Origin of the sequence: Pseudomonas sp. KU26590 (assembly GCF_026153515.1) — a bacterium.
Classification (GTDB): domain Bacteria; phylum Pseudomonadota; class Gammaproteobacteria; order Pseudomonadales; family Pseudomonadaceae; genus Aquipseudomonas.
In genome coordinates this window covers 5866649-5890072 of the sequence record NZ_CP110644.1, presented here as the reverse complement: position 1 = coordinate 5890072, position 23424 = coordinate 5866649, and the positions used below count along the sequence as shown (strand labels likewise).

Sequence of the window (23424 nt, the reverse complement as noted above, 5' to 3'; positions counted from 1 at the left end):
CTGCGCGCCGCGCTTTACGATTGCCAAAGCGGTGCTATAACTTCTGCTCCCTCATCGCTGCCGTCCAAATGAGTGCCTCATGCTAAACAAAGGATTGTTCCTGGCCTGCGCGCTGGTACTGCTCAGTGCCTGCGATTCCTCTTCGTCCGACAAGCCCGCGGCTGTCCCCGCCCCACCTGCTGCGGCAGTTGCGCAACCGGGACCCGCCGATGCCAAGCCCAAGCCTGCGGTGGATATTCCCGCGCTGAGCAAGCGGTACGCCGGGCGCGAGTTGACGGTGGTGGACGTCTCCGAAGTTCAGCTCGATGGCGCCAGCACGCTGTCGTTGAGCTTCTCGGTGCCACTGAATCCCGATCAGAAATTCGCTGAAAAAGTGCACCTGGTCGATAGCAAGGACGGCAAGGTGGATGGCGCCTGGGAACTCTCGGACAACCTCATGGAGCTGCGCCTGCGTCACCTTGAGCCCAAGCGCAAACTGGTCTTGACCATCGATCCGGGTCTGCTGGCGGTAAACAACAACGCGTTGGCGGCTGAGTATTCCGCGCGTATTGAAACGGCTGACTTGCAAGCGACCGTGGGCTTCGCCAGTCGCGGCAGTCTGCTGCCAACGCGGCTCGCCGAAGGGCTGCCGGTGATTGCGCTCAACGTCGATAAAGTGGACGTTGAATTCTTCCGCATCAAGCCCGAGTCACTGCCTGCGTTTTTAGGCTCGTGGGAAGGTTCGTCCAGTCTTGAGAGTTACCAGTCCAAAGAACTGCTGCCCCTGGCCGATCTGGTCTACAGCGGCCGTTTCGACCTGAACCCTGCGCGCAACACCCGCGAAACCGTGCTGCTGCCGATTTCGGGTCTCAAACCACTGCAACAGCCGGGCGTTTACCTGGCTGTGATGCGCGCGTCAGGGACCTACAACTACACGCAGCCGGCCACGCTGTTCACCCTCAGCGACATTGGCCTGTCGGCGCACCGTTACGCCAACCGCCTCGACGTATTCACCCAGGCGCTGGAAGGCGGCAAAGCCCTGAGCGGCGTTGACGTCGAGCTGTATGACGAGAAGGGTCGCGTGATCGGCCAGGGCAAGACTGACAGCGCCGGCCACGCCGAGCTGCCATTGCCGGCCAAGGCCCAAGTGCTGCTGGCCCATCAAGGCGAGCAGACCAGCATGCTGCGTCTGAACAGCGCCGCGCTGGATCTGGCGGAATTCGACATCACTGGCCCCAAGGCCCACCCGCTGCAATTTTTCATCTTCGGCCCCCGCGACCTCTATCGCCCGGGCGAAGTCGTGCTGCTCAACGGCTTGCTACGTGACAGCGACGGCAAGAGCGTGAAACCTCAGCCGATCACCGTGGAAGTGCGTCGCCCGGATGAGCAGGTCAGTCGCAAGTTCGTGTGGGACGCTGACGCCACCGGGCTCTATCAATATCAATTGCAGCTGTCGGAAGAGGCGCCGACAGGTCGCTGGCAACTGGTGTTTGATCTGGGTGACGGCAAGCCGCAGCTTTACGAGTTCCAGGTCGAGGACTTCCTGCCTGAGCGCATGGCGCTGGAGCTCAAGGGCAGCGACACCCCGTTGGCCCCCGATGCGCCGTTCGATGTGGCGATCACTGGTCGATACCTCTACGGCGCGCCGGCGTCGGGCAATCGCCTGAACGGTCAGCTGTATGTGCGTCCGCTGCGTGAAGCCGTGCCCGGCCTGCCGGGTTATCAGTTCGGCTCGGTGACCGAAGAAGACCTCAAGCAAGACCTGGAAATCGAAGACAGCACGCTGGACGCCAACGGCAAGCTCGACCTGAGCATTGACAGCCAATGGGCCAAGGCCCGTTCACCGCTGGAGCTGGTGCTGCAAGCCAGTTTGCAGGAGTCGGGTGGGCGGCCGATCACGCGGCGTCTGACCCAGCCGGTCTGGCCCGCAGACGCAATGCCCGGCCTGCGTGGTTTGTACGAAGGCGAAGCCACTGATGGTGACGGCCCGGTTGAGTTCGAAGTGCTGATGGCTGACGCCCAAGGCCACAAACTGGCCGCCGACAACCTTAAAGTGCGGCTGGTCCGCGAGCGTCGCGATTACTACTGGAACTACTCCGACAGCGATGGCTGGAGCTATCACTTCAACGAGAAGTTTCTCAACCTGTCCGAAGACACCCTCAGCGTGAAGAAGGACTCGACAGCGAAAATCAGCTTCCCGGTCGAGTGGGGCCCGTATCGCGTCGAAGTCGAGGATCCGGCCACCGGCCTGATCAGCAGCGTGCGTTTCTGGGCCGGTTATCGCTGGCAGGACAATGCCGAAGGCGGCGCCGTGCGTCCCGATCAGGTCAAGCTGGCGCTGGACAAACCGGCCTATACCGATGGCGACACCGCGAAAGTGACCGTCACGCCGCCGTCTGCGGGCAAGGGCTATCTGTTGGTGGAATCCAGCGAAGGGCCGCTGTGGTGGCAAGAGATCGATGTGCCCGCTGAAGGCAAAACCTACGACATCCCGATGGACAAGAAGTGGGCGCGGCATGACCTCTATGTCAGCGCGCTGGTGATTCGTCCGGGTGAGCGCAAAGCCAACGTCACGCCGAAACGCGCCGTGGGCGTCCTGCATCTGCCGCTGGATCGCTCGCAGCGCAAGCTGGCGCTGACCGTCACGGCACCCGAGAAGATGCGGCCCAAGCAGCCGCTCAAGCTGAAGGTCAACGCGAAGAACGCTGACGGCACGATCCCGAAGAGCGTGCATGTGCTGGTCGCGGCCGTGGACGTGGGCATTCTCAACATTACCGAATACGCCACGCCGGATCCGTTCGCGGCGATGTTCGGGCGCAAGGAGTACGGCGCCGACCAATTGGACATCTACGGCCAGTTGATCGAGGCCGGCCGTAATCGTCTCGCCAGTCTGGCCTTCGGTGGCGACGCGGCGCTGGCCAAAGGCGGCAAGCGTCCGGAAACCAGCGTCACCATCGTCGCCCTGCAAAGCGCGCCGGTGACCCTGAACGAGCAGGGCGACGCAGAAGTCAGCGTCGACATCCCGGATTTCAACGGCGAGCTGCGGATCATGGCCCAGGCCTGGACCGACGAGCGCTACGGCATGGCCGAAGCCAAAACCGTGGTCGCCGCGCCGTTGATTGCCGAGTTGTCGGCACCCCGGTTCCTGGCCGGCGGCGACCAGACCAAGGTGGCGCTGGACTTGTCGAACCTGTCCGGTAAAGCGCAGAAGCTCAATGTGCAAGTCGTGGCTGAAGGGCAGTTGAGTCTGGCCGAAGGCGACGGCGCCAAGGCCGTCAGCCTGAATCAGGGGCAACGCACCACGTTGCAGATTCCGGTGAAGGCGCTGGGCGGTTTCGGTCAGGGCGTGATTCGGGTCACGGTTAACGGTTTGGAGCTGCCGGGTGAGAACCTGCCGGCCTTCAGCCGAGAGTGGACCATCGGCGTGCGCCCTGCGTACCCGGCGATGCTCAAGCAATATCGCGCGGTGCTGAAGGATCAGGCGTGGAGCCTGCCGGAGGGCGCCCTTGAGGCGTTTGAGCCCGCTGGGCGTGAGGCGTTGCTGTCGGTGTCGAGCCGTCCGCCGTTGAACCTCGGCGAACAGATTCGGGCGCTCAAAGCCTACCCCTACGGTTGCCTGGAGCAGACCACTAGCGGCTTGTACCCGTCGCTCTACGCCGACGCCGCAACGCTCAAGCGTCTGGGCCTGCAAGGCGAATCCGATGCCGACCGCAAGCGCAAGATCGAACTGGGCATCGAGCGACTGATCGGCATGCAGCGTTACAACGGCAGCTTCGGCCTGTGGGCGGCGGACGGCGAGGAGGAATATTGGCTGACTGCTTACGTCACTGACTTCCTGCTGCGTGCTCGCGACCAAGGCTTTGCCGTGCCGCCGGATGCGCTGAAAAAGGCCAACGAGCGTCTGCTGCGTTACCTGCAGGAGCGCAATCAGATCGAGGTCAACTACAGCGAAAACGCCGACCACACCCGTTTCGCCGTGCAGGCCTACGCCGGTCTGGTGTTGTCGCGCAGTCAGCAGGCGCCGTTGGGTGCGCTGCGCAGCCTGTTCGATCGCCGCAGCGACGCGCGATCGGGCCTGCCGCTGGTGCAGCTGTCCATCGCACTGGAGAAAATGGGCGACAAACCCCGCGCCGATCAAGCTTTGCTTGCAGGGCTGGCGGCGGGTCGCAAGGCCAACGACTGGCTCGCCGATTACGGCAGCCCGTTGCGTGATCAGGCGTTGATTCTGTCGCTGCTGGAGGAGAACAAACTGGCGCCGGACAAGGTTGAGGAGCGGCTGTTTGCGCTGTCCGATCAGGTCGCGGCGAACCTTTATCTGTCGACCCAGGAGCGCAACTCGCTGTTCCTCGCCGGTCGCGATCTGCTCGGCAAGCCTGAAGCCAAATGGGCGGCAACGTTGACCAGCGGCAGCAACAATCGCGAACTGAGCAACGACCAGCCGGGCGTCAAACTCGACAGCTCAGTGCTAGCCGCGCCGTTGACCGTGCAGAACACCGGCGGCGACACGCTGTATCAGCAGATGACGATTTCCGGCTATCCGTCGCAGCCGCCTGCGGCCGGTGGCGAGAACCTGTCCATCAGCCGCGACTATTTGGGCATGGATGGCGCGGCGCTGAACCTCAATGGCTTGAAGAGCGGCGAACTGGTCTTGGTTCACCTTGAGATCAAGGCCAAGGAGCGCGTGCCTGACGCATTGGTGGTGGACCTGCTCCCGGCCGGTCTGGAGATCGAAAACCAGAATCTGGCGCAGAGTTCGGCCAGCCTCGAAGACGCCAGCGAGTCGGTGAAACAGTGGCGCGAATCGATGGAAAACGCCGGCGTGAAGCATCAGGAATTCCGTGGTGATCGTTATGTGGCTGCGGTGGACCTGGAGGGCTTCAACACGGTGCACCTGTTGTATCTGGCGCGGGCTGTGACGCCGGGCGTGTACCGCGTGCCGCCGCCGCAAGTGGAGTCGATGTATCGGCCGAACTGGCAGGCACTGGGTGAAGCGCCGGCGCAGTTGGTGGTGAAAGGCAAGAAGTAGGGGTTAGGTGATCGCGCTTGGGCCGGATTGCTCCCACGCTCTGCGTGGTAGCACCTCGGTCGACGCTCTGCGTCAGGTGACGCGGAGCGTCTTGGGCTGCATCGGCATTACCACGCGGAGCGTGGGAACGATCAGCGCCGCTCGGGAACGATCAAAATCAAACCAATCAATGAATAATCCAGCTCAACAGCCACAACCCCAGAAACAGCCAGATGATCCCCATGATGATCGAGGCGCGCATGAAGGCGCGGATCGCTGAATACAGCAGCATCAGCCCGACGATCAGGGCCACGATGCTGACGATTGAAGTGTCCATGCCCAGCGTGCGCGACAGGCCGTCAACGAAATTGCCGCCCGCGTGAGTGAACATGTTGAACAACCAGCTTAAGCCGTCGACGACGAAGCGGATCACGGCGCCAATCACTTGGCCGAGCCATTCGAAAACGCTTTCTACCTGCATATCTGCTTCCTGATGAGGGACGTGGACCAAAAACGGCACTGCTCGCTTTGGCTGCTGATTGTCTGGGCGAGTTCCCTGTCGGGTAAAGGCTTTCTGTGAAGATCACACGATTATTGCTACGACACATCGGCTGGCGGTCAATGTGGGAGCGAGCTTGCTCGCGAATGCAGCGACGCTGTGCCCGCATAGTCGCCGGGCTCATCGGCAGCCTGGTCATCATGTGTCTGCTGCTCTGGCTCGCCGACCGGATCTGGCCGCTGCCCTTGCCCAAGGACGATCTGGCGCGCGTGGTGCTCGCCGAAGACGGCACGCCGCTGTGGCGGTTCGCCGATGCCAATGGCGTCTGGCGCTACCCGCTGACGGTCGATCAGGTGTCGCCTTATTACCTCGAAGCGCTGCTGACCTACGAGGACCGCTGGTTCTATCAACATCCCGGCGTGAACCCCATGGCGTTGGCGCGCGCGGCCTGGCAAAACCTCAGCGGCGGCCACGTGGTGTCCGGCGGCAGCACGCTGTCGATGCAGGTCGCCCGTTTGCTCGACCCGCATTCACGCACGCTGGCGGGCAAACTCCGGCAGCTCTGGCGCACCGCGCAACTGGAATGGCATCTGTCCAAGCAGGACATACTCGTGCTGTACCTCAATCGCGCGCCGTTTGGCGGTACGTTGCAGGGCGTGGCCGCCGCCAGTTGGGCCTACCTGGGCAAGTCCCCGCAACAACTGACCCGTGCCGACGCGGCGCTGTTGGCCGTGCTGCCCCAGGCGCCGAGTCGTCTGCGTCCGGATCGCCACGCGCAACGTGCTCAGGCGGCCCGGGACAAAGTGCTGCGGCGTCTGGCCGAGTTCGGCACCTGGCCGCAGGGTGCCGTTGACGAAGCGCTGGAAGAGCCGCTGCTGCTTGCGCCTCGTCAGGAGCCCAGCCTGGCGCCCTTGCTCGCCCGGCGCCTGAACCGTCCGAACAGCCCGCCGCTGATCCGCACCACGCTGGACGCCGGTCTGCAGCGTCGTCTCGAAGACCTGCTGCTGGGCTGGCGCGCGCGTCTGCCCGAGCGCACGTCCGCCGCGATTCTGGTGGTGGAAGCGCAGAACATGGCCGTGCGCGCCTACGTCGGCTCGGTGGACATCGGCGACGCTAAACGTTTTGGTCATGTCGACATGGTCAGCGCGTTGCGTTCGCCCGGCTCGACGCTCAAACCCTTTCTCTACGGCAAGGCCATCGACGCCGGGTTGATCCATTCCGAGTCGTTGCTGCAGGACGTGCCCCGGCGCTATGGCGATTACCGGCCCGGCAATTTCTCGTCGGGGTTCAACGGCGCAGTGGCGGCGAGCTCCGCGCTGTCGATGTCGCTCAACCTGCCGGCCGTGCAGTTGCTGGAAGCCTACGGCCCAAAACGCTTCGCCGCGGAACTGCGCAATGGTGGCGTACCGCTGACCTTGCCGCCCCTGGCCGAGCCCAATCTGGCGTTGATTCTCGGTGGCGCCGGCAGTCGGCTGGAAGATTTGGTGGGCGGTTACAGCGCTTTCGCGCGGGGCGGGCGCAGTGCGGACATTCGCTTGCAGCCCGATGACCGTCTGCGTGACCGGCCGATGATGTCACCGGGTGCGGCGTGGATCATTCGGCGCATTCTCAGCGGCCAGTCACGGCCTGACCTCGACCCCCATGCGGAACTGGTGCAGCGTCCGCAGCTGGCCTGGAAAACCGGCACCAGTTACGGCTTCCGTGATGCATGGTCGATTGGCGTGGGGCCGAGGTTTCTGATTGGCGTGTGGATCGGCAGGCCCGACGGCACGCCGGTGCCCGGGCAGTTCGGGCTGGCCTCGGCAGCGCCGCTGATGCTGCAGGTTCACGACCTGTTGGTGAACCGCGATGCCCAGCGCAACATACTGCCGCCGGTGTTGCCAGTGCCGCTCAACGTTGGCGTCGCGGCGATCTGCTGGCCGCTGGGGCAGCCGATGAGCAAAAGCGACCCGAACTGTCGGCGTCAGCGATTCGCCTGGACCCTCGATGGCACGACGCCGCCAACCTTGCAGGCGACCGATCAACCGCTGGGGTTGGGGCTCACCGAAAAAGTCTGGCTGAACGAAAAAGGCCTGCGCGTCGCGGCAAGTTGTCCACAGGCTCAGCCGAAAGACATTGCCCTCTGGCCTGCGCCGCTTGAGCCTTGGCTGCCGAAGACTGAGCGACGCGAGGCGCGTCTGCCGGACATCGACCCGTCATGCCCGCCCCAGGGATTGAGCCTGGCGCCGCCGTTGTCCGTGGTGGGGGTGCGAGAGGGCGATCAATTGCGCTTGCCGGCCGGCAGTCAGCAGCTGTTGCGGCTCACGCTGTCGGCGTTGGGCGGGAGTGGCCGACGCTGGTGGTTCATCGACGGCACCCCGGTCGGCGACACCGCCAGTCAGGACAGCTACAGCCACACCTTCACGCGTTTGGGGCGCTACCAACTGAGCGTGCTGGATGAAAGCGGGCAGACTGCCCGGGTGGAATTCAGTGTGGTGGATTGAAACGTAGAGGCCCGTGCGTGAGACCCATGGTCAGAGGTGCCGCCGATCCACCGTAGGAGCCGGCTTGCTGGCGAACCTGACCGGTCATGCACCATCGCGGTGTCTGGACAAATGCATTCGCCAGCAAGCCGGCTCCTACGAATTCGCTGTTCAATATTCAGATTCTTGGTGCTCAGCCAGCAAACCGACCATTACGGATTCGCGGCGGTGGTCAGTCTGATCAACCCTCAATGCGGCGGATATTGCTGCAGGATGTTCTGCACCGTCTGGCGCAAAGCCTGCTCGCGCGTAGCAGGGTTGGCGTTGCCGTCACTGACCATTTGCTCGGTGCTGCCGCGCCACACCAGCTTGCCGTCCTTGCCGTCTAGCATGTCGATCTGCAGCGTCGAGACCTTGTAGTCGACGTTGCGCGTCTCGGTGCCGATCGGGCCGCCCCAATAGCCGGCCCACGGATTACCCCAGTAACCGCCACCGCCGCCGTAATTGGTAGTGACCGTCTGCTGGCGGTTTTCGACGATTAGCCACGTCTGCAGTTGCACGTCCGCTTTCACACCCGGCGCCGCCATGCGCAGGCCGCGCTGCTCCAGTTGCTCTGCCACTGCCTGGCGAATTCGCTGCTCGGTCAGGTCACTTTTGATACGCGGATCGTTGGGCTGATATTGCAAGCCCGGCTCCTTCCACGCCCAGGACCGGTAGGCGCCGAAATCGCGCTGGGCGTCGAAGTCGCGGTTGACCCGATCGGTCTGGCAGGCGCCGAGCAGCAGGGCGACACAGAGGACAGCAATGCGGCGATACATGGGGGTTCTCCCGCGTGTAAACAAAACGCCAAGCGGCGCGAAATCAAGACGGCGGGTAGGCCGTCAGAGCTTGTTGTACGGCTTGGCGCAGGGCTTTGGCACGCGTCGATTGATCGCCGCCGCTGGCGGTTTCGGCGCTGGCGCTCCACACCGGCTGACCGCTGCGGGCATCGAACAGGCTGATGCGCACCACAACGACCTGTTCTTGATAGGTGCGCACGATGGGCACGCTGGCATAACCGCCATAACCGTTGCGGTAGCCATTGCCACCGTAATAGCCCCCACCTGAACCGCCGTAGTACGGATCGTAATAGTCATCGCGCACCTGCCGAATCCGGGTTTCTGCGTGGGCGTCGGCAGCCACGCGCAGGTCAGCCGCCTGCGGGTTCTGCGAAGGCCGCAGACCGCGTTGATCCAGCCCGTTGCTGACGGCTTCGGCCAGTTGGGCCGAGTCTGCCCAGAGCGTGCCCGGCGGCAACTGGTTGTTAAGCCACGCCCAGTTGCGGTAACGGCCGTAATCACGGGGCGCCGCCGGGTAGGCACTCATGTCAATGGCATTGGCGGCGTGGGGCGGCGCTGGCGGAATGGCCGCAGACACAGCGCGATACGGGTTCGGGCTCTGGCAGGCGGCAAGGCCCAGGCAGAGGGAGAGCAAAGCGAGACGGCGTTTCATGAGGGTCTCCGCAGCATTGGTTAAGCAGCGTCTGTCAAACAGCCCGGCACATCCAGTGCAGGTAGCGTCCCAGTCCGGCGAAGGCCGGGTGGCGACGGTGTGCGAGCTCCATTTCCAGCAGGTCCGCAAGCTCGGCTCGAGCCTGGAACTCGACCGGCATGTAGTCGTGAAAAACCCGAACGCCACTCTGGGTTTCGACTCGCCACAGGGAGCCAAGTTGCGCCGCCAACTCACGCGGATCAAGAGGCTCCTGGGGGGTCAGGCTCTGTTTTTCGCCGGCCAGGGTGTTCTTGCGCATTTTGCGGAAGTGGCCCTTGAGCAGGTTGCGGTAAATCAGTGCGTCGCGGTTGTAGAACGCCAATGACAGCCAGCCGTCAGGCTTAGTCAGTTGGCGCAACACAGGGAGAATGGTGAAGGGCTCGGCGAGCCACTCGAGCACGGCGTGGCACAGCACCAGATCGTAGGGCTCGGCCAATTGCGCAGTCAGTTCCTGCCAAGGCGCCTGAATGAACGTGGCGCTCTGGCCCGCATCGGCAAAACGCTGACGAGCGCCTTCGAGCATGGGCGCAGCGGGTTCAGCCAGGGTGACGTCATGACCTCGCTCGGCGAGCCACAACGACATGTGCCCAAGCCCGGCGCCGATGTCCAGCACGCGCAAGGGTCGCTGCGGCAGGGTCTCGGTCAGATCGGCTTGCAGCACCGCGAGGCGGATCGCCCCCTTGGCGCCGCCGTAAATCTTTTCGGCGAAGCGCGTCGCCAGTTGATCGAAATGACGGTCGCTCATTGGCTGAACCGCCGTTCGCCATCCGCCAGTTTCGCGCGCACGACTTCATCCATGTCCAGTCCCAACTCGCTGCACAACAGCAACAGGTAAAGCACGATGTCCCCGACTTCCTGCCCGGCGTGCGCCAATTCATCAGCAGGCAGCTGACGCGACTGCTCTTCGGTTTTCCACTGGAAGATCTCCACCAGTTCAGCCATCTCCACGCTGGCGGCCATGGCCAGGTTTTTCGGGCTGTGGAATTGCCGCCAGTCGTTGTTATCGCGGATGCGATGCAGGCGTTGAGTGAGTTCGTCGAGGTTCATGGGGGTCTCCTGAAGGTGCGTAGCTTCAGGGGGATAGGCGATTGACGCAAGGGGGGGCGATGCTCCGGGACGCAGGTTTGATACCCGCTACGGCGGTGCGCCGATTCCCGGCTGAAGCCGGTCCCACTAAACAGCCTGCGCCCTCAACTTTATTGACACGCCTCACGCTCCTAGTGGGACCGGCTTTAGCCGGGAAGGCGTCAGATGTCACACCGCAAAACTACGGGCGCACAATAGGCGCAGCCATCACTCCGTGGCCGGCCGCCAGCTCCCCAGCATATGCACGATCCCTTCCGGCCCTTCCGGCCCTTCCGGCCCTTCCAGCTTGAACTGCCCATGGGACCCCGCCGCGCTGGCGGACAACGTCACCCCGCTGGGCAGCCGCACCGGTTTGTGAAATTCCACCGATATCTCCACATTCGACGCCTGCAGATGATCTTCAAGCGCTGCCAGCGCGCGGCTTTTTATCCACAGCCCGTGGGCGATCGCCTTCGTAAAACCGAACAGCCTGGCGCTGCTGTCACTCAGGTGAATCGGGTTGTAATCACCACTGACCTTCGCGTACTGACGACCAATGTCCGACGGCGCCGACCACGTCGCCAGCTCCGCCATCGGCAGTGGCGCCGGTTCGTAATCGCCGTCGATCTCGCCGTCCACGTGAACGCCCCGGCAGAGCATCGTGCTCTCTTCCTCCCACAGCAGGCCCAACGCATCTTCGACCTGCGTGATCAGGCTGAAGGTCGCGCCTTTTGCATGGGGTTTGAGATGGCCAACATGCACGCTGACCTGGACCTTGATCACACTGCCGAGCGGGCGATGAATGCTGATTCGGTTATGAAGGTGAACCAGCCCGAGGAGCGGGAAGGGGAAGTCCTTGTCGGTGAGTAGCTTCATCTGCAGCGGGAAGGCCAGCACGTGGGGATAGGTTGGCGGCAGCAGACTGCCGGGGACAAAGCCGCAGACGTGGGCAAACGCTTTCACCTTGTCCGGGTCCACCGACATCCAGCACCGCAGCCCTTGATCCGGGAGTTGCGTGCCGCTGACCTTGCGCCGCAGCGCCGCTTGCATGAACAGGCCGGGCAGGGCCGGGGGCGTGTCCAGATACCGCCAGTGCGCACTCATCGAGTTTCTCCTGTGGTCATGCTGCAGATCAGCCCCGCCTCGGATCGACGGGGCGGCCATTCAAACGCTCATCGTGTCGATGCCCACTCAAGCACCGAGCACGCTTTGGCCGCACACCCGCAGCACCTGGCCACTGACCGCTCCAGAGCCCGGCTGACCCAGCCACGCCACCGCTTCCGCCACGTCCTGCGGATGACCACCCTGGCCCAGCGAGCTCATGCGTCGGCCGGCTTCGCGCAGGGCGAAGGGCATGTGCGCGGTCATGCTGGTTTCGATGAAGCCCGGTGCCACAGCGTTAATGCTGATACCGCGCGCTTTAAGCATCGGCGCCATCGCCCGGGCATAGCCGATCAGCCCGGCCTTGCTCGTGGTGTAGTTGGTCTGGCCGCGGTTGCCTGCCAGTCCGCTGATCGACGCCAGCAGAATCACACTGCCGTTGTCGCGCAGTGCGCCGCTGTCGATCAGCGCCTGGGTCAGCACCTGGGGAGCATTGAGGTTGACGTCGAGCACCGAGTCCCAAAAGTCCGCAGGCATATTGGCCAGCGTCTTGTCCCGGGTGATGCCAGCGTTGTGCACGACGATATCGAGTCCGCCGGGCAAGTGTTCAATCAACTGAGCGGCAGCGTCCGGTGCGCAGATGTCCAGGACCAGCGCCTGCCCACCAAGACGCGCCGCCAGCGCATCGAGATCGGATTTAGCCTGGGGCACATCCAGCAACACCACCTCCGCACCGTCGCGAGCCAGGGTTTCCGCGATGGCCGCGCCGATGCCTCGGGCTGCCCCTGTCACCAGCGCTTTGCGCCCCGCCAGCGGACGGGTCCAGTCCTGAACCTGTTGCGCGCACGTGCTCAGACGAATGACCTGACCGGAGATGAACGCACTCTTCGGCGACAGGAAGAACCGCAGCGCGCCTTCGAGCTGATCTTCCGCGCCGTCCTCTACTTGCAGCAGTTGAACCGTGCCACCGTTACGCATTTCCTTGGCCAGCGAGCGGCTGAAACCTTCGATGGCCTGCTGCGTGCTGGCCGCCAGCGGATCAGTTTGAGCATCCGGCGCACGGGCAAGAATGACGACGTGGGCGCTGTTGTCCAGAGGACGCAGGATCGGCTGAAAGAACTCGCGCAACTGACTCAGCTGGGAGGTGTGCAGCAGCGTGCTGGCGTCGAACACCACAGCCTTGATCTTCCCGCTCTGCTCCGCATTCCAAGGGTGGGCGCCCGTGACTTCGCCGCCAGCACTAAAGAGCACGTCGGTCAGGCGCGGCGCGAAGGTGCTGACTCGCTCGGCCAGCGGCCCCGCGCTCAGTAACAACGCGCCCTCCACCGGACGCAGACGCCCCGCCTGCCAGCGCTCCAGACGTGCGGGCGCTGGCAGACCGACGGCGCCGACCAGCTTGCGGCCGAGGTCGGAGTTGACGAAGTCAATGTAGCGATCGGATGCCATGGAACACTCTCCTTGCGTCTGGGTTCAAATCAGTGGACCGCATGGTTGGGTAATAGGTCCTACGCTGTCAGGCAGCGCTTCTCAAACGATAGACGCATTCAGGGCAGGGAGATTTCGATGATTCAGACACGACGCGTGGCCATTGTCGGCGGCAATCGCATTCCGTTCGCACGCTCCAACGGCGCGTATGCCACCGCCAGCAACCAGGAAATGCTGACCGCTGCGCTGGAAGGTCTGATCGAGCGCTTCAACCTGCACGGCCTGCGCATGGGCGAAGTCGCCGCCGGCGCGGTGCTCAAGCACTCCCGTGATTTCAACCTCACCCGTGAATGCGTGCTCGGTTCGCGGCTGTCGCCACAAACGCCGGCTTACGATATTCAACAAGCCTGCGGCACCGGGCTCGAAGCGGCGCTGCTGGTGGCGAACAAGATCGCCCTCGGTCAGATTGAGTGCGGCATTGCCGGCGGCGTCGACACCACCTCCGACGCGCCCATCGGCGTCAACGAGGACCTGCGGCAGATCCTGTTGCAGGTCAATCGCAGCAAGACGACGGCTGACAAGCTCAAGGCGCTGACACAATTGCGCCTGCATAACCTCAAGCCGGAACTGCCGCGCAATGGCGAACCCCGCACCGGTTTGTCGATGGGCCAGCACTGCGAATTGATGGCGCAGACCTGGGGCATCCCCCGCGAGGCACAGGACCAACTGACGCTGGAAAGTCATCAAAAAATGGCCACTGCGTACGCGCAAGGTTGGCAGGACGACCTGCTCACGCCATTCCTCGGCCTGACCCGCGACAACAACCTGCGCACTGATGCGAGCCTGGAAAAACTTGCCTCGCTCAAGCCCGCCTACGAGCGCAGCGCAAAAGGCACGCTGACGGCGGGCAACTCGACGCCACTGACTGACGGGGCGTCGCTGGTGTTGCTTGCCAGCGAGGAGTGGGCACGTGAGCGGGGCTTGCCTATTCTGGCCTACTGGCGGGATGGCGAGGCCGCCGCCGTGGATTTCGTGCGCGGTAACGAAGGCCTGCTGATGGCTCCGGTCTACGCCGTCCCTCGTCTGCTGGCACGCAACGGGTTGACGCTGCAGGATTTCGATTATTACGAGATTCACGAGGCCTTCGCGGCGCAGGTGCTGTGCACCTTGAAGGCGTGGGAAGACCCGGATTACTGCAAATCGCGTCTGGGGCTGGACGCGCCGCTGGGCTCTATTGATCGCAGCAAGCTCAATGTGAAAGGCAGCTCGCTGGCGGCGGGACATCCGTTCGCTGCGACCGGTGGTCGTATCGTCGCGAACCTGGCGAAACTGCTGAGCAAGAAAGGAGGAGGGCGCGGTTTGATCTCTGTCTGCGCGGCAGGCGGCCAAGGCGTGACGGCCATTATCGAGAGCTGACGTGGATTAAGGGGAAGGATTATCTACCAGGTTGATCGGTGAAGTAATCTGTCCTCTTGGGGCACGCACTCCATAAAGCAGGACCCCCACAGGCCATCCCCACACGGGCGCCCGGTAATGCCGACAAGCAGACACTCTTCCCTACGAAATCCCGGTAACGAACGCCGGATCCCGGCGCTTCTGCATCTTCCTCGCCCGCTTTATGCCCGGGCCGAAAGCCTGAGCGAGGGCTCCTGGACGCCGACTCATCGCCATGACTGGGCGCAGTTTTCCTACGCAATCAGTGGCGTGCTCGGGGTCCATACCCCCCACGGCAGCTTCTTCGCGCCGCCGCAGTGGGGCGTGTGGGTTCCCGCCGGGCTGGAACATGAAGTCATCACGTCAACCCGCGCGGAGATGCGAAGCCTGTATGTGCGCAAAGAGGATTGCGACTGGGCGCCGGATCGCTGCCGAGTGCTGGAAGTCACGCCGCTTGCCCGTGAACTGATCAAGGCCTTCTGCCAATTACCAGCCGATTACCCACAGCCAGACAGCCGCGAAGCGCGGCTTGTCCAAGTGCTGCTTGATCAACTCAGCCACTTACCGGAAGTCGGGTTTTCCCTGCCATCGCCCCGGCATCCACGGCTGTTGGCGCTGTGCGATGAACTTGTCGAACAGCCGGGCCAAAACATCACCCTCACCGACTGGGCCGCGCGCCTGAACATGTCCGAGAAAACCTTGATGCGTTTGTTTCAGCGCGAAACCGGCTTGAGCTTTCGCGGCTGGCGGCAGCGGGCGCGGTTGTTGTCATCGCTCAACGGGCTGGAGGAGGGCGCAAGCGTCACAAACACGGCGCTCGCTTGTGGCTACGACTCGACCTCGGCATTTATTGCAGCGTTCAAAGGGTTGTTTGGGTTTACGCCGGGTGAGTTGTTTCGGGGGTGAAGGTTTAAAAGCGGGCCGTTGAGATTACAGAGTGTCGCTGTGGGCGCGACGGTCCGCCTTGCGTATTGGCCTACGGGACATCTACCCGCAAGATCTGGGAGAAAATCAGCGAATTGTTTCCCACCCCTACGCTGTAATTGACCAGTACCGTTCTGCCCCGGTTCTCGCTGACCCAGGTCGCAGGAATGGAAAAGTTGACGTAATACCCATTCTGCTCGGGATGTTTTATCGCGGTGCTGTGTTCGGTTACGCCTAGCCATCGAACCACGATGGTGTGCGAGGTCAAGCTGCCGGGATAGTCGACCCGGACGTTGTCCCGCGTACCGTTGATAGTGGGTGCTACCAGATTCAACGGTTGTCGTTTTACGCTCAGTTGATAAATCTTCGATGCCTGAATCGGCGCTCCGGGGGCGACGACCACCGAGTAGTTCACATCAACGGTGGAGCCAATGACATCGATCACTTCGTCCCGGGGTATGTCGAACAACAGTGGGCCAACAGCCGTGACTGGCCGGGTGTCAGTGAAGTATTCGATCCGGCCCCTCCACCGCACTCGCACGGTATGACCGACTGCCATGCCGGGGTAGTTGACCCTGACTGTCGCCACGCCGTTGGCCAATTGGTGGAAGTCGATTTCATCGTTCACTGCCTGGTCCACCGACGGCTCAATCAAGTCCAGCGGGACTTGCTGTCGAGTGACGGTAATGTGAAGCGGCTGTGAGGTCACCACCGGATTGGCGCCACGTCCATAACTGTACGTGAGGGTTACGCCGGCCGGTTGATCGACATTTTCGGTGGCCCAGGCGAGGGGGAGATTGAAGTTCATGGGGCCTATGGCGGCTACAGTTTGCACGGCGGTGTCGTGCTGAGTGATGCCAGCCCAGCGCACCTGTACCATGTCGCCGGCCAGCATGCCGTAGTTTGGGACACGCGCCGTGACGACGGTCAGGTTGGAAATGTCCAGCACGTGGGTCGCTTCGTTGTCCTCAAGCACATCCAGCGCAGGTGGTTGCTGATTGGCCACAGCCTTGACCGTCAGCGAGCTGTGATCCGACGCCCGTTGCCCCCCTCCAGACACCACCACGTAGTACAGGTCCAGCTTGCCGCCTGCCAGCGGTATGACCTGCTCAGCCTTCGGGACCGTAAACAGAAGATCCTGACCGGCCGCTATCACAGGCTGGTCTGCCGTGAAATGAGTGTCACCTCCGGCAGCAGTGGTGCCGTTCCAGTAAAGGTAAACGCGATCGCCGGGCGTCATGCCAGGCGACCATTTGACAAGCACGGTGGCACCGGCAGCGGTAACGTTGGCCGGGTCGAGTTCGCCGCCTTGTGCCTGCACAACGCTTGGCGCCGGAAGTTGCTGGAGTGCACCGCTGACAGTAATGGCCTTGCGTCTTGATCTTGAAGTGCCGTTGACCTCGTAATAGACAATGGCTCTGCCGCCTGCAATAGCGACAACCGTGGCATTGTCGATTTCCAGGGTCACCGGAAAACCTTCGTCGTCGGCGAGCATGGTGTATGCCTTGGTCTGGTTGACCTCAATGCCTCCAGCGGTCAAGCCTGACCAAAACAGATTGACGCGATCCCCGACGTTCCAGGGCGTGTAGGCAGGAATCAATACATGGGCGTTCTGAGCGCCCAGTTCCCCAAGCGCCAAGTCATCATCGCCGAGGGCTTCTTGAATTCGAGGTGAGGGCAGGGTGTTGGGACCGGCCTCGACATCGGTTGTTGCCGGCAAGGAATTGAGCGACCAGTTACCCACGTTGTCCCGGATGTCATAAAACACTTTCAAGTCCAGGGTGTTGGAGGTGGCCAGGATAATGGCTTGGCTGACTGGCACCGTGACCGGTCTGTTCAGCTCACCTGCGGTCAGTGGCGGCCGAACGATTTTGCTTTGCCCCCAGGTCAGCGTGAGGACATCTCCGACTTCCATATTGGTCCATGGAGCGATGATGACGTTGATTCCGTTCGCCGCAATTGCATCGGTGATGGGGGTGGGGATACCGCCCGGCGGTGCCAGGTTCTGGTTTATGGGCTCTACCGGATTGAGTGGCGGCGAGCCGGGCACCTTCGTATTGACGCGCACATAATACGGTGCAGACACCGCCGGATTTCCGCCGACGGGTGAAAATATCTGGTAAATCAGTTCCGCCTGATCCGCATCCGCTATTTGCCCGGGCAGTACATTGAAGGTAATCAATCCAGTGGCTTGTTGTTGTTCAGTCAGCACGTAGGAATCTGCAGCCATGCCGCTCCAGAAAAGCACTATCGTAGAGCCGACCGGTATAGAGGGCAACAACGGCGCAGTAACGATGACATCTTCTGGCGGGTTCTTGCGCAGCTCTGCCACCCCCAGTCCGCCTTTATCGGGTCGGTCTACCACGGGTATTCTGGGTGCAACGAGCGTGGCCGTTATGCTCATATCCAATATGTAGTTCATGACAATTACCTATGAATTATCAATTTCCCTGAATCGCTGCCCAGTTCAATGCAGCGCGGTGGGGCTGCTTGAACTCAGCCCCTTGCACTACCTGCACTACCTTGCACGAACCGCTCAAGGGGCCGTTTCATCCAATGTTAATCACGCTTGTTGAATGAGGCTTGCCCCTTGAGGATTCAATGAACTGCATAAACCACTAAGGCCAGTCAGTGGCGCAGGTACCATCACTAGCATCGCTCAGGTCGATGGTGACCTTAGAAAAGTCTGAACTTCCGGTACCTTTATCGTTTTCCAGTGCGTAGCTTGCACGGCCGTATCCCACGCACACTTTTCTTAACGTAGGGACGGGCACTGTAAATTCATAATATTTCTGTGTGATGTCTGCACTTGTCAGTGTATCGGTGTGAGTATATTCCGTCCCCGGAATGACGATTGTATCATCGTCGAAATTGAGTCCGATAAACGTCAGCGTAATGCTATCATCGGCGGTCACATTGGTGATGTCGACCGGGCAGCGTATGATCCCTCCCAGCCTACCGTTTTCCTGATCAATCACGCCGTCGGCGTTAACCCTTGGGAATGTTGGACCGTTAAAGGGCTTGCCGTCGTTGGGGAGGCCAATATCGGACCTTACATCCACCAGGGTATCCGGCGCCTTGCCGGTGCCATACTGTGGCGGACTGTAAGGAGGCAAAAGCTCGCGCCTGATTATGTAACTGACCGGAATGCTGCCAGAGGTGTTGATGTAGGAGCCGGGGACGGTCAAGCGCAAGTTTCGGCCTACATCTGCCGTGCCGACAGTGTAGCCAGGCGATACCTCCACTCCGCCCCAGATAATCGTCACCACATCTCCCGAAAGGAAGGCGTTTTTAGCCGGTACATCGTTGGTTTGGTAAGGGATCGTGGCAGTGGCGTTCATGCCAAAGTCGTCGTTCGGGATCTCGTTTACAGGCCCGCCGCTAAAACCAACGATGATGGTTGGACGCAACAGTGTTGCCGGGTCAGGGCCACCGGGCACGGTGAGGTCGACATTGACGAGGGTTGTCGGTGACTTCGGAAATTCCCGGCCTCCTCGGGTGACCGTGTAGTAAACCGGTACCTCGGTGGCACTTCCCTCGGCGCTGACCAAGGCGAAGGACAACAGAATGGTTGTGACGGGGTCGCTCGTGATATCCGCTAAAGTGAGTGAGTATCCCGTCGCAATCTGACTACCCCAGTGAACAGTAATGATGTCGTTTACTTTGGGGGTCGTGTAAGTCGGTACTTCAACTTCAACCTGGGCGCGAGCGTCATCGTCATTGACCACGCCATCACCAGCACCGGTGCTGTCTTTGTAAGCCGGAACGATGGGGGCGTCCAGCGCGCTCGGAACGTCAGAAAGAATGACCCGGATATTGGCCACGGGTGAATCTTTCGACACATTGCCGGGCTCGTCAGTGACTCGATAGCCGAACTTATGGAGTCCGTCCCCCAGTGCGACAATGTCGGCCTTTTTGAAGTGCAGAAGGACTTTTCGTGTGTGAACTTCGTCTGCATCCACAATTTCAATCGAGCCCGAAAGATAGACAGGCGGAACTGTGCCTTCAGCAATGATAAAGGGCTCGATGATGTCGTTGAGTGCGGTTCCGTCGTAGTCCGATACGGCCGTGATGAACTCATCGGCGACCAGATCACTTTCAAGCAGCGTGCCACTCAGCTCCGAGCCGTTTGCATCAAGCAACAGCGGCAGCAAATCTCCGCCTGGCGGGGTGCGGTCAACGACGACGGTTACCGGTGTCACTGGCCATCTGGGGTTTGAGCCTGTGCGAGTTGTATCCATGAAGCTGACGAGTAGCGGTCCCTCTGCCAGGGTGTATGACGAGTTGAGGGTGAAGCTGAAAATCGTCTTCGGGTCAGCGGCTTCTGCGGCGGTTATTACGTGTGCTGGTGTAACTCTATTGGCTGAGAGATTGCCCCCGATTGTGACATATATGTTGTGGCCCGCAGTAATTCCGGGCCAGGCAGGTACATCTACCCTAAGGCCTGAGTCGGCCTCCGTCACCTTGATTTTATTGGCGGTCAGTATGTTGGGTATCACAGCGGGAAGCAGGGTTGGATCCTCGGCAAAAGTACCCTTTCTAGGTTTCGAAGTTGAAAGTACTTCGGTGGTTCTCATGATGTTTACCTTCCTTGGGTTGTCGTGTTCGGCACCTTGGGGCGGATCTTCAAATGCCGAATCGTTGGGTGGCTTTGTTTGGAGATTTGAGAATAGCGACTCCAGGTTTTTTTTAAAAAGATTAAATCGACATAAGGTCGCTAACTTTTTGCAGTAGATCGTTTTGGTTTATTTCCAATCGAAATAACGGTAATCGCTATTCGACATAATGCATGTCGAATTTTAGACGTTGTCTTGACAGGCTCGGAAGTTGGCTTTTACTGAGAAGGCGGGCTGTCATAAATAGAGATGAAAAATCTGTTTGGCCAGTACGTGAATCTTCTGTCTGTAAGAACGCAGGGTGTATTAGGAGGCGAAGATTCTGAAGGGTCTCTAGGACACGTCCTACATTCCTGTAGGTCTTGTCCTACGTCTAATTTAAAGGGATTGCTGTTTAATGCGCGGCTGGCCATAAGTTGCGTAAAAGCAGCTTGTACAAAACGCTCAAGGGAAGACTTTTCGTGAATATAAGATACCTCGTCTGTGCACTGCCATTGTCGGTTATCGCGTCGGCTGTTGCATTCGCCCTGAGCTCATCGGCTTACGGGGGAGTAGTGCCTGAAGACGACACCCGTAACGTTGACGAGAACGCACGTGTGGAAGGCTGGTTGTTGAGCGCCAGGTCGACACTCAATGTCCTACCGGGAGCGAGTACTCTTGAAATAACCGCCGTAGACGGTGCGACGCTCAACATTACCTCCGGCAAGGTGTCTACCGCCTTCGAGGGGATCAACCTCGTTGGCTCCTCCGCCAATCTCACAGATGCCACCGTCGTCAGTACTGGCAGCTATGGATTGTTGGTCAATCGCGGGGGGCTAACGACAACGGCCCATCGCGCGCAGTGGTAACCGGGGGTAGCATTTCTGGCGTTGGAGGCGGCGTTTATGCAACCTTTGAAAGCGAAGTTGGCCTGTCCGGTGTCAGCGTCAACGGAAGCGGTGACGGTAGCGCTGACCCTTTTACGGGGGGCACGGGCCTGATTCTTGAAGGGGCGAGCGGCATTGTCCAAAACGGCAGCATTATCACAGGCTCCGCGCACGGTGTTTATCTCGGCGCTGATGCATTGAGTGAGGACTCCGGTGGGAGTACGTCGTTGTCGGTCCAGGGCTCCACCATTATCGGGACGGCCTCCAGCGCAATCGTCGTTCAGTCGTTCGAGCCGGACATACCCGCCAACGCGAATATTCTCATTGGTGCGGGTTCGCTTGTGCAGGGCGGTAATGGCGTTGCGATTGAAGTCACCGAGAGTGCCGCGGCCACCATTAAGGTGGATAACAGCACACTGCAGGGTGCAATTGCAGTCGCGGACACAGGGACAGCTTCTGCCACGCTCAGCAATGGCGCCAAGGTTAACGGGGATGTAACCAACGTCAGCGACGTAACGCTTAACGGCGCTTCGATTCTGACAGGTAATCTGACACGCACGACCGATCTGCTGGCCAGTGGTAATTCCGTCATCAACGGAAACGTGAGTGAGGTCGAAAGCTTCGTCCTCGACAGTGGCTCAAGCTTGACGGGTAATCTGAGTAATACCGCTTCACTCGTGGCCGGCGGTAAATCCACGGTTAGCGGCAACGTTACCAATGTGCAGAATTTCACCCTTAACGATGGCTCTCGGTTGACGGGTAATCTGTCCGACAGCGATACCCTTAGCGTCAATGGCGCGTCCCGCTTGGACGGTAATGTTTCAAACGTACAGAACTTCAACGTCACCGGAAATTCTTCGCTCAATGGCGACCTCGTCAATGTTGCCAACCTCAATCTGGACAATTCCTCCTGGACCACTGGTGGTGGCTCGGGCGTCGAGAATCTCACCCTCAATGCAGGCACGGTGAAGCTTGGCTCGGTCGACAGTACGTTCGAAACACTCAATGTCAACTCGCTGTCCGGTAACGGTCGGTTCCTCATGGACACGAATCTTGCGACTCATGAAAGTGATTTACTGAGTGTGTCCGGCGTGGCAAGTGGCAACTACGACCTGCAGATCAAAAACACCGGTGTCGAGCCCGTCAAGGGCGACCAGGACCAACGGCTTGTTCACACGGGTGCAGGCAGCACGGCAGGTTTCGGTGTCGTCGGCGGTCAGGTAGATGCCGGTACTTTTGTTTATGAACTCAAGCAGCGCGGTGACGACTGGTATCTGGTGCAAAAGCTCGAGGGTGGCGGTGGCGGTGAGGAAGGTGGGGGTGGCGAGGAAGGTGGCGGCGAGGACGGCGGTGACGATGGCAAACCGATTACCACGCCAGGTACACGTTCAGTTATTGGCTTGTTCAGCGCAGCCCCGACGGTTTGGTACGGCGAGCTGAGCAGCCTGCGCACGCGGATGGGTGAGCTGCGTTATGGCAAGGCCCAGGGGGGTGGCTGGATGCGCAGCTACGGCAATAAATACAATCTTTCGGCGGCGGGCGGGACGGCTTATCAACAGAACCAGAGCGGTATTTCCTTTGGCGCCGATGCACCGTTGCCCACTTCGGACGGACAATGGCTGGTAGGGGTGCTGGGCGGTTACAGCCGTTCCGACCTGGATATTGCGTCAGGCACCACTGGCCGGGTCGATAGCTACTACATTGGCGGTTACACCACTTGGCTATCGGATCAGGGCTGGTATGTGGACGCGATCCTTAAGGCCAACCGCTTCAAAAACAAGTCCGATGTGCGCATGAGCGATGGCACCAAAGCCAGTGGCGACTACAACAACTCCGGTATTGGTGTCTCCGTTGAGGCTGGCAAGCACATCAAGCTTCAGAACGATTGGTTCGTCGAGCCGTTTGCTCAGATATCGACGCTGTGGGTCGAGGGTGAAAGCTACTCGCTGGACAACGGTATGCAAGCCCGCAGCAACAAGGCGGACTCGATCCTGGGCAAGGTAGGCACAAGCGTAGGCCGCAACTTTGCTTTGCCACAGGGTGGCTTTGTTCAGCCCTACGTGAAAGTAGCCATGGCTCAAGAGTTCGCCAGGAGCAATAGAGTCAAGGTTAATACCAACAGTTTCAGCAACGACCTGTCCGGAAGCCGTGGGGAAATCGGAGCTGGCATCGCGGCTCAATTGTCGGATGTTTTGCAGTTGCATGCAGATGTTGGGTACAGCAATGGCGAAAACATCGAGCAGCCTTGGGGCGTCAACGTAGGATTGCGCTACAGCTGGTAACAGCGACGCTTTTCATGACCGCAAAAGAGGGCCCCGGACGGGGCCCTTCTGGAGTGAATAGAAGTACCGACCGTATTAAGGTTGTTTCACCGCTTTTGAATTCATCCGGACTCATTACAGTCAAGGTTTGCTTAGTAGCGTGACGAATAAACGCGGATGAGTTCATCGACTGCATGGGGACTGTCTTGCTCCGCCAGCAGGGTGCCGTCTGTCGATCAATAGCTCGGCGGCAGCCG

General features: G+C 60.7%; 14 protein-coding genes. 5 read left to right on the top strand and 9 right to left on the bottom strand.

Translation table 11 applies throughout. From position 1 onward, the window contains the following. Nucleotides 1–79 precede the first annotated feature (79 nt). Complete coding sequence (locus tag OKW98_RS26140; protein ID WP_265387281.1) at nucleotides 80–5005, top strand: alpha-2-macroglobulin family protein; 4926 nt, start codon at nucleotides 80–82, stop codon at nucleotides 5003–5005. Between the two features lie 166 nt (nucleotides 5006–5171). On the opposite strand, the gene OKW98_RS26135 is transcribed toward OKW98_RS26140, so the two are convergent. After that, a complete protein-coding gene (locus OKW98_RS26135) occupies nucleotides 5172–5465 on the bottom strand; it encodes a hypothetical protein (protein WP_074890469.1) in 294 nt (97 codons plus the stop codon). A 164-nt stretch (nucleotides 5466–5629) separates the two neighbouring features. On the opposite strand from OKW98_RS26135, the gene pbpC reads away from it, so the two are divergent. Next, nucleotides 5630–7966, top strand: a complete 2337-nt coding sequence (gene pbpC, locus OKW98_RS26130; RefSeq protein WP_265387280.1) for a peptidoglycan glycosyltransferase PbpC — start codon at nucleotides 5630–5632, stop codon at nucleotides 7964–7966. 227 nt (nucleotides 7967–8193) lie between these two features. Here pbpC and OKW98_RS26125 read toward each other — a convergent pair whose 3' ends face one another. The 6 genes from OKW98_RS26125 to OKW98_RS26100 all read right to left on the bottom strand — a co-directional run bounded on the left by OKW98_RS26125 (nucleotide 8194) and on the right by OKW98_RS26100 (nucleotide 13087). Further along, nucleotides 8194–8763, bottom strand: coding sequence for a DUF4136 domain-containing protein (locus OKW98_RS26125; RefSeq protein WP_265387279.1), 570 nt, complete (start codon nucleotides 8761–8763; stop codon nucleotides 8194–8196). A 43-nt stretch (nucleotides 8764–8806) separates the two neighbouring features. Further along, nucleotides 8807–9436: a DUF4136 domain-containing protein gene (locus tag OKW98_RS26120; RefSeq protein ID WP_265387278.1), complete on the bottom strand. Its 630-nt coding sequence runs from the start codon at nucleotides 9434–9436 to the stop codon at nucleotides 8807–8809. 34 nt (nucleotides 9437–9470) lie between these two features. Next, nucleotides 9471–10220 (bottom strand): methyltransferase, encoded by a 750-nt coding sequence (locus OKW98_RS26115; protein ID WP_265387277.1) that lies wholly within the window; start codon nucleotides 10218–10220, stop codon nucleotides 9471–9473. After that, nucleotides 10217–10522, bottom strand: coding sequence for a MazG-like family protein (locus tag OKW98_RS26110; RefSeq protein ID WP_265387276.1), 306 nt, complete (start codon nucleotides 10520–10522; stop codon nucleotides 10217–10219). The genes OKW98_RS26115 and OKW98_RS26110 overlap by 4 nt, the downstream gene beginning before the upstream one ends. A gap of 246 nt (nucleotides 10523–10768) precedes the next feature. Beyond that, nucleotides 10769–11644 (bottom strand): MaoC/PaaZ C-terminal domain-containing protein, encoded by an 876-nt coding sequence (locus tag OKW98_RS26105; protein WP_265387275.1) that lies wholly within the window; start codon nucleotides 11642–11644, stop codon nucleotides 10769–10771. Nucleotides 11645–11731: 87 nt separating this feature from the next. Continuing rightward, nucleotides 11732–13087 (bottom strand): 3-oxoacyl-ACP reductase, encoded by a 1356-nt coding sequence (locus OKW98_RS26100; RefSeq protein ID WP_265387274.1) that lies wholly within the window; start codon nucleotides 13085–13087, stop codon nucleotides 11732–11734. Between the two features lie 117 nt (nucleotides 13088–13204). Here OKW98_RS26100 and OKW98_RS26095 point away from each other — a divergent pair, with 117 nt between their 5' ends. Together OKW98_RS26095 and OKW98_RS26090 are read left to right on the top strand one after the other, a co-directional pair. Beyond that, nucleotides 13205–14482 (top strand): acetyl-CoA C-acetyltransferase, encoded by a 1278-nt coding sequence (locus tag OKW98_RS26095; RefSeq protein WP_265387273.1) that lies wholly within the window; start codon nucleotides 13205–13207, stop codon nucleotides 14480–14482. 117 nt (nucleotides 14483–14599) lie between these two features. Then, nucleotides 14600–15406, top strand: a complete 807-nt coding sequence (locus OKW98_RS26090; RefSeq protein WP_265387272.1) for an AraC family transcriptional regulator — start codon at nucleotides 14600–14602, stop codon at nucleotides 15404–15406. A gap of 70 nt (nucleotides 15407–15476) precedes the next feature. Here OKW98_RS26090 and OKW98_RS26085 read toward each other — a convergent pair whose 3' ends face one another. Together OKW98_RS26085 and OKW98_RS26080 are read right to left on the bottom strand one after the other, a co-directional pair. Further along, nucleotides 15477–17846: a hypothetical protein gene (locus OKW98_RS26085; RefSeq protein WP_265387271.1), complete on the bottom strand. Its 2370-nt coding sequence runs from the start codon at nucleotides 17844–17846 to the stop codon at nucleotides 15477–15479. Nucleotides 17847–18042: 196 nt separating this feature from the next. Further along, a complete protein-coding gene (locus OKW98_RS26080; protein ID WP_265387270.1) occupies nucleotides 18043–20001 on the bottom strand; it encodes a hypothetical protein in 1959 nt (652 codons plus the stop codon). 1132 nt (nucleotides 20002–21133) lie between these two features. On the opposite strand from OKW98_RS26080, the gene OKW98_RS26075 reads away from it, so the two are divergent. Next, nucleotides 21134–23188, top strand: coding sequence for an autotransporter outer membrane beta-barrel domain-containing protein (locus OKW98_RS26075; protein ID WP_265387269.1), 2055 nt, complete (start codon nucleotides 21134–21136; stop codon nucleotides 23186–23188). Nucleotides 23189–23424 lie beyond the last annotated feature (236 nt).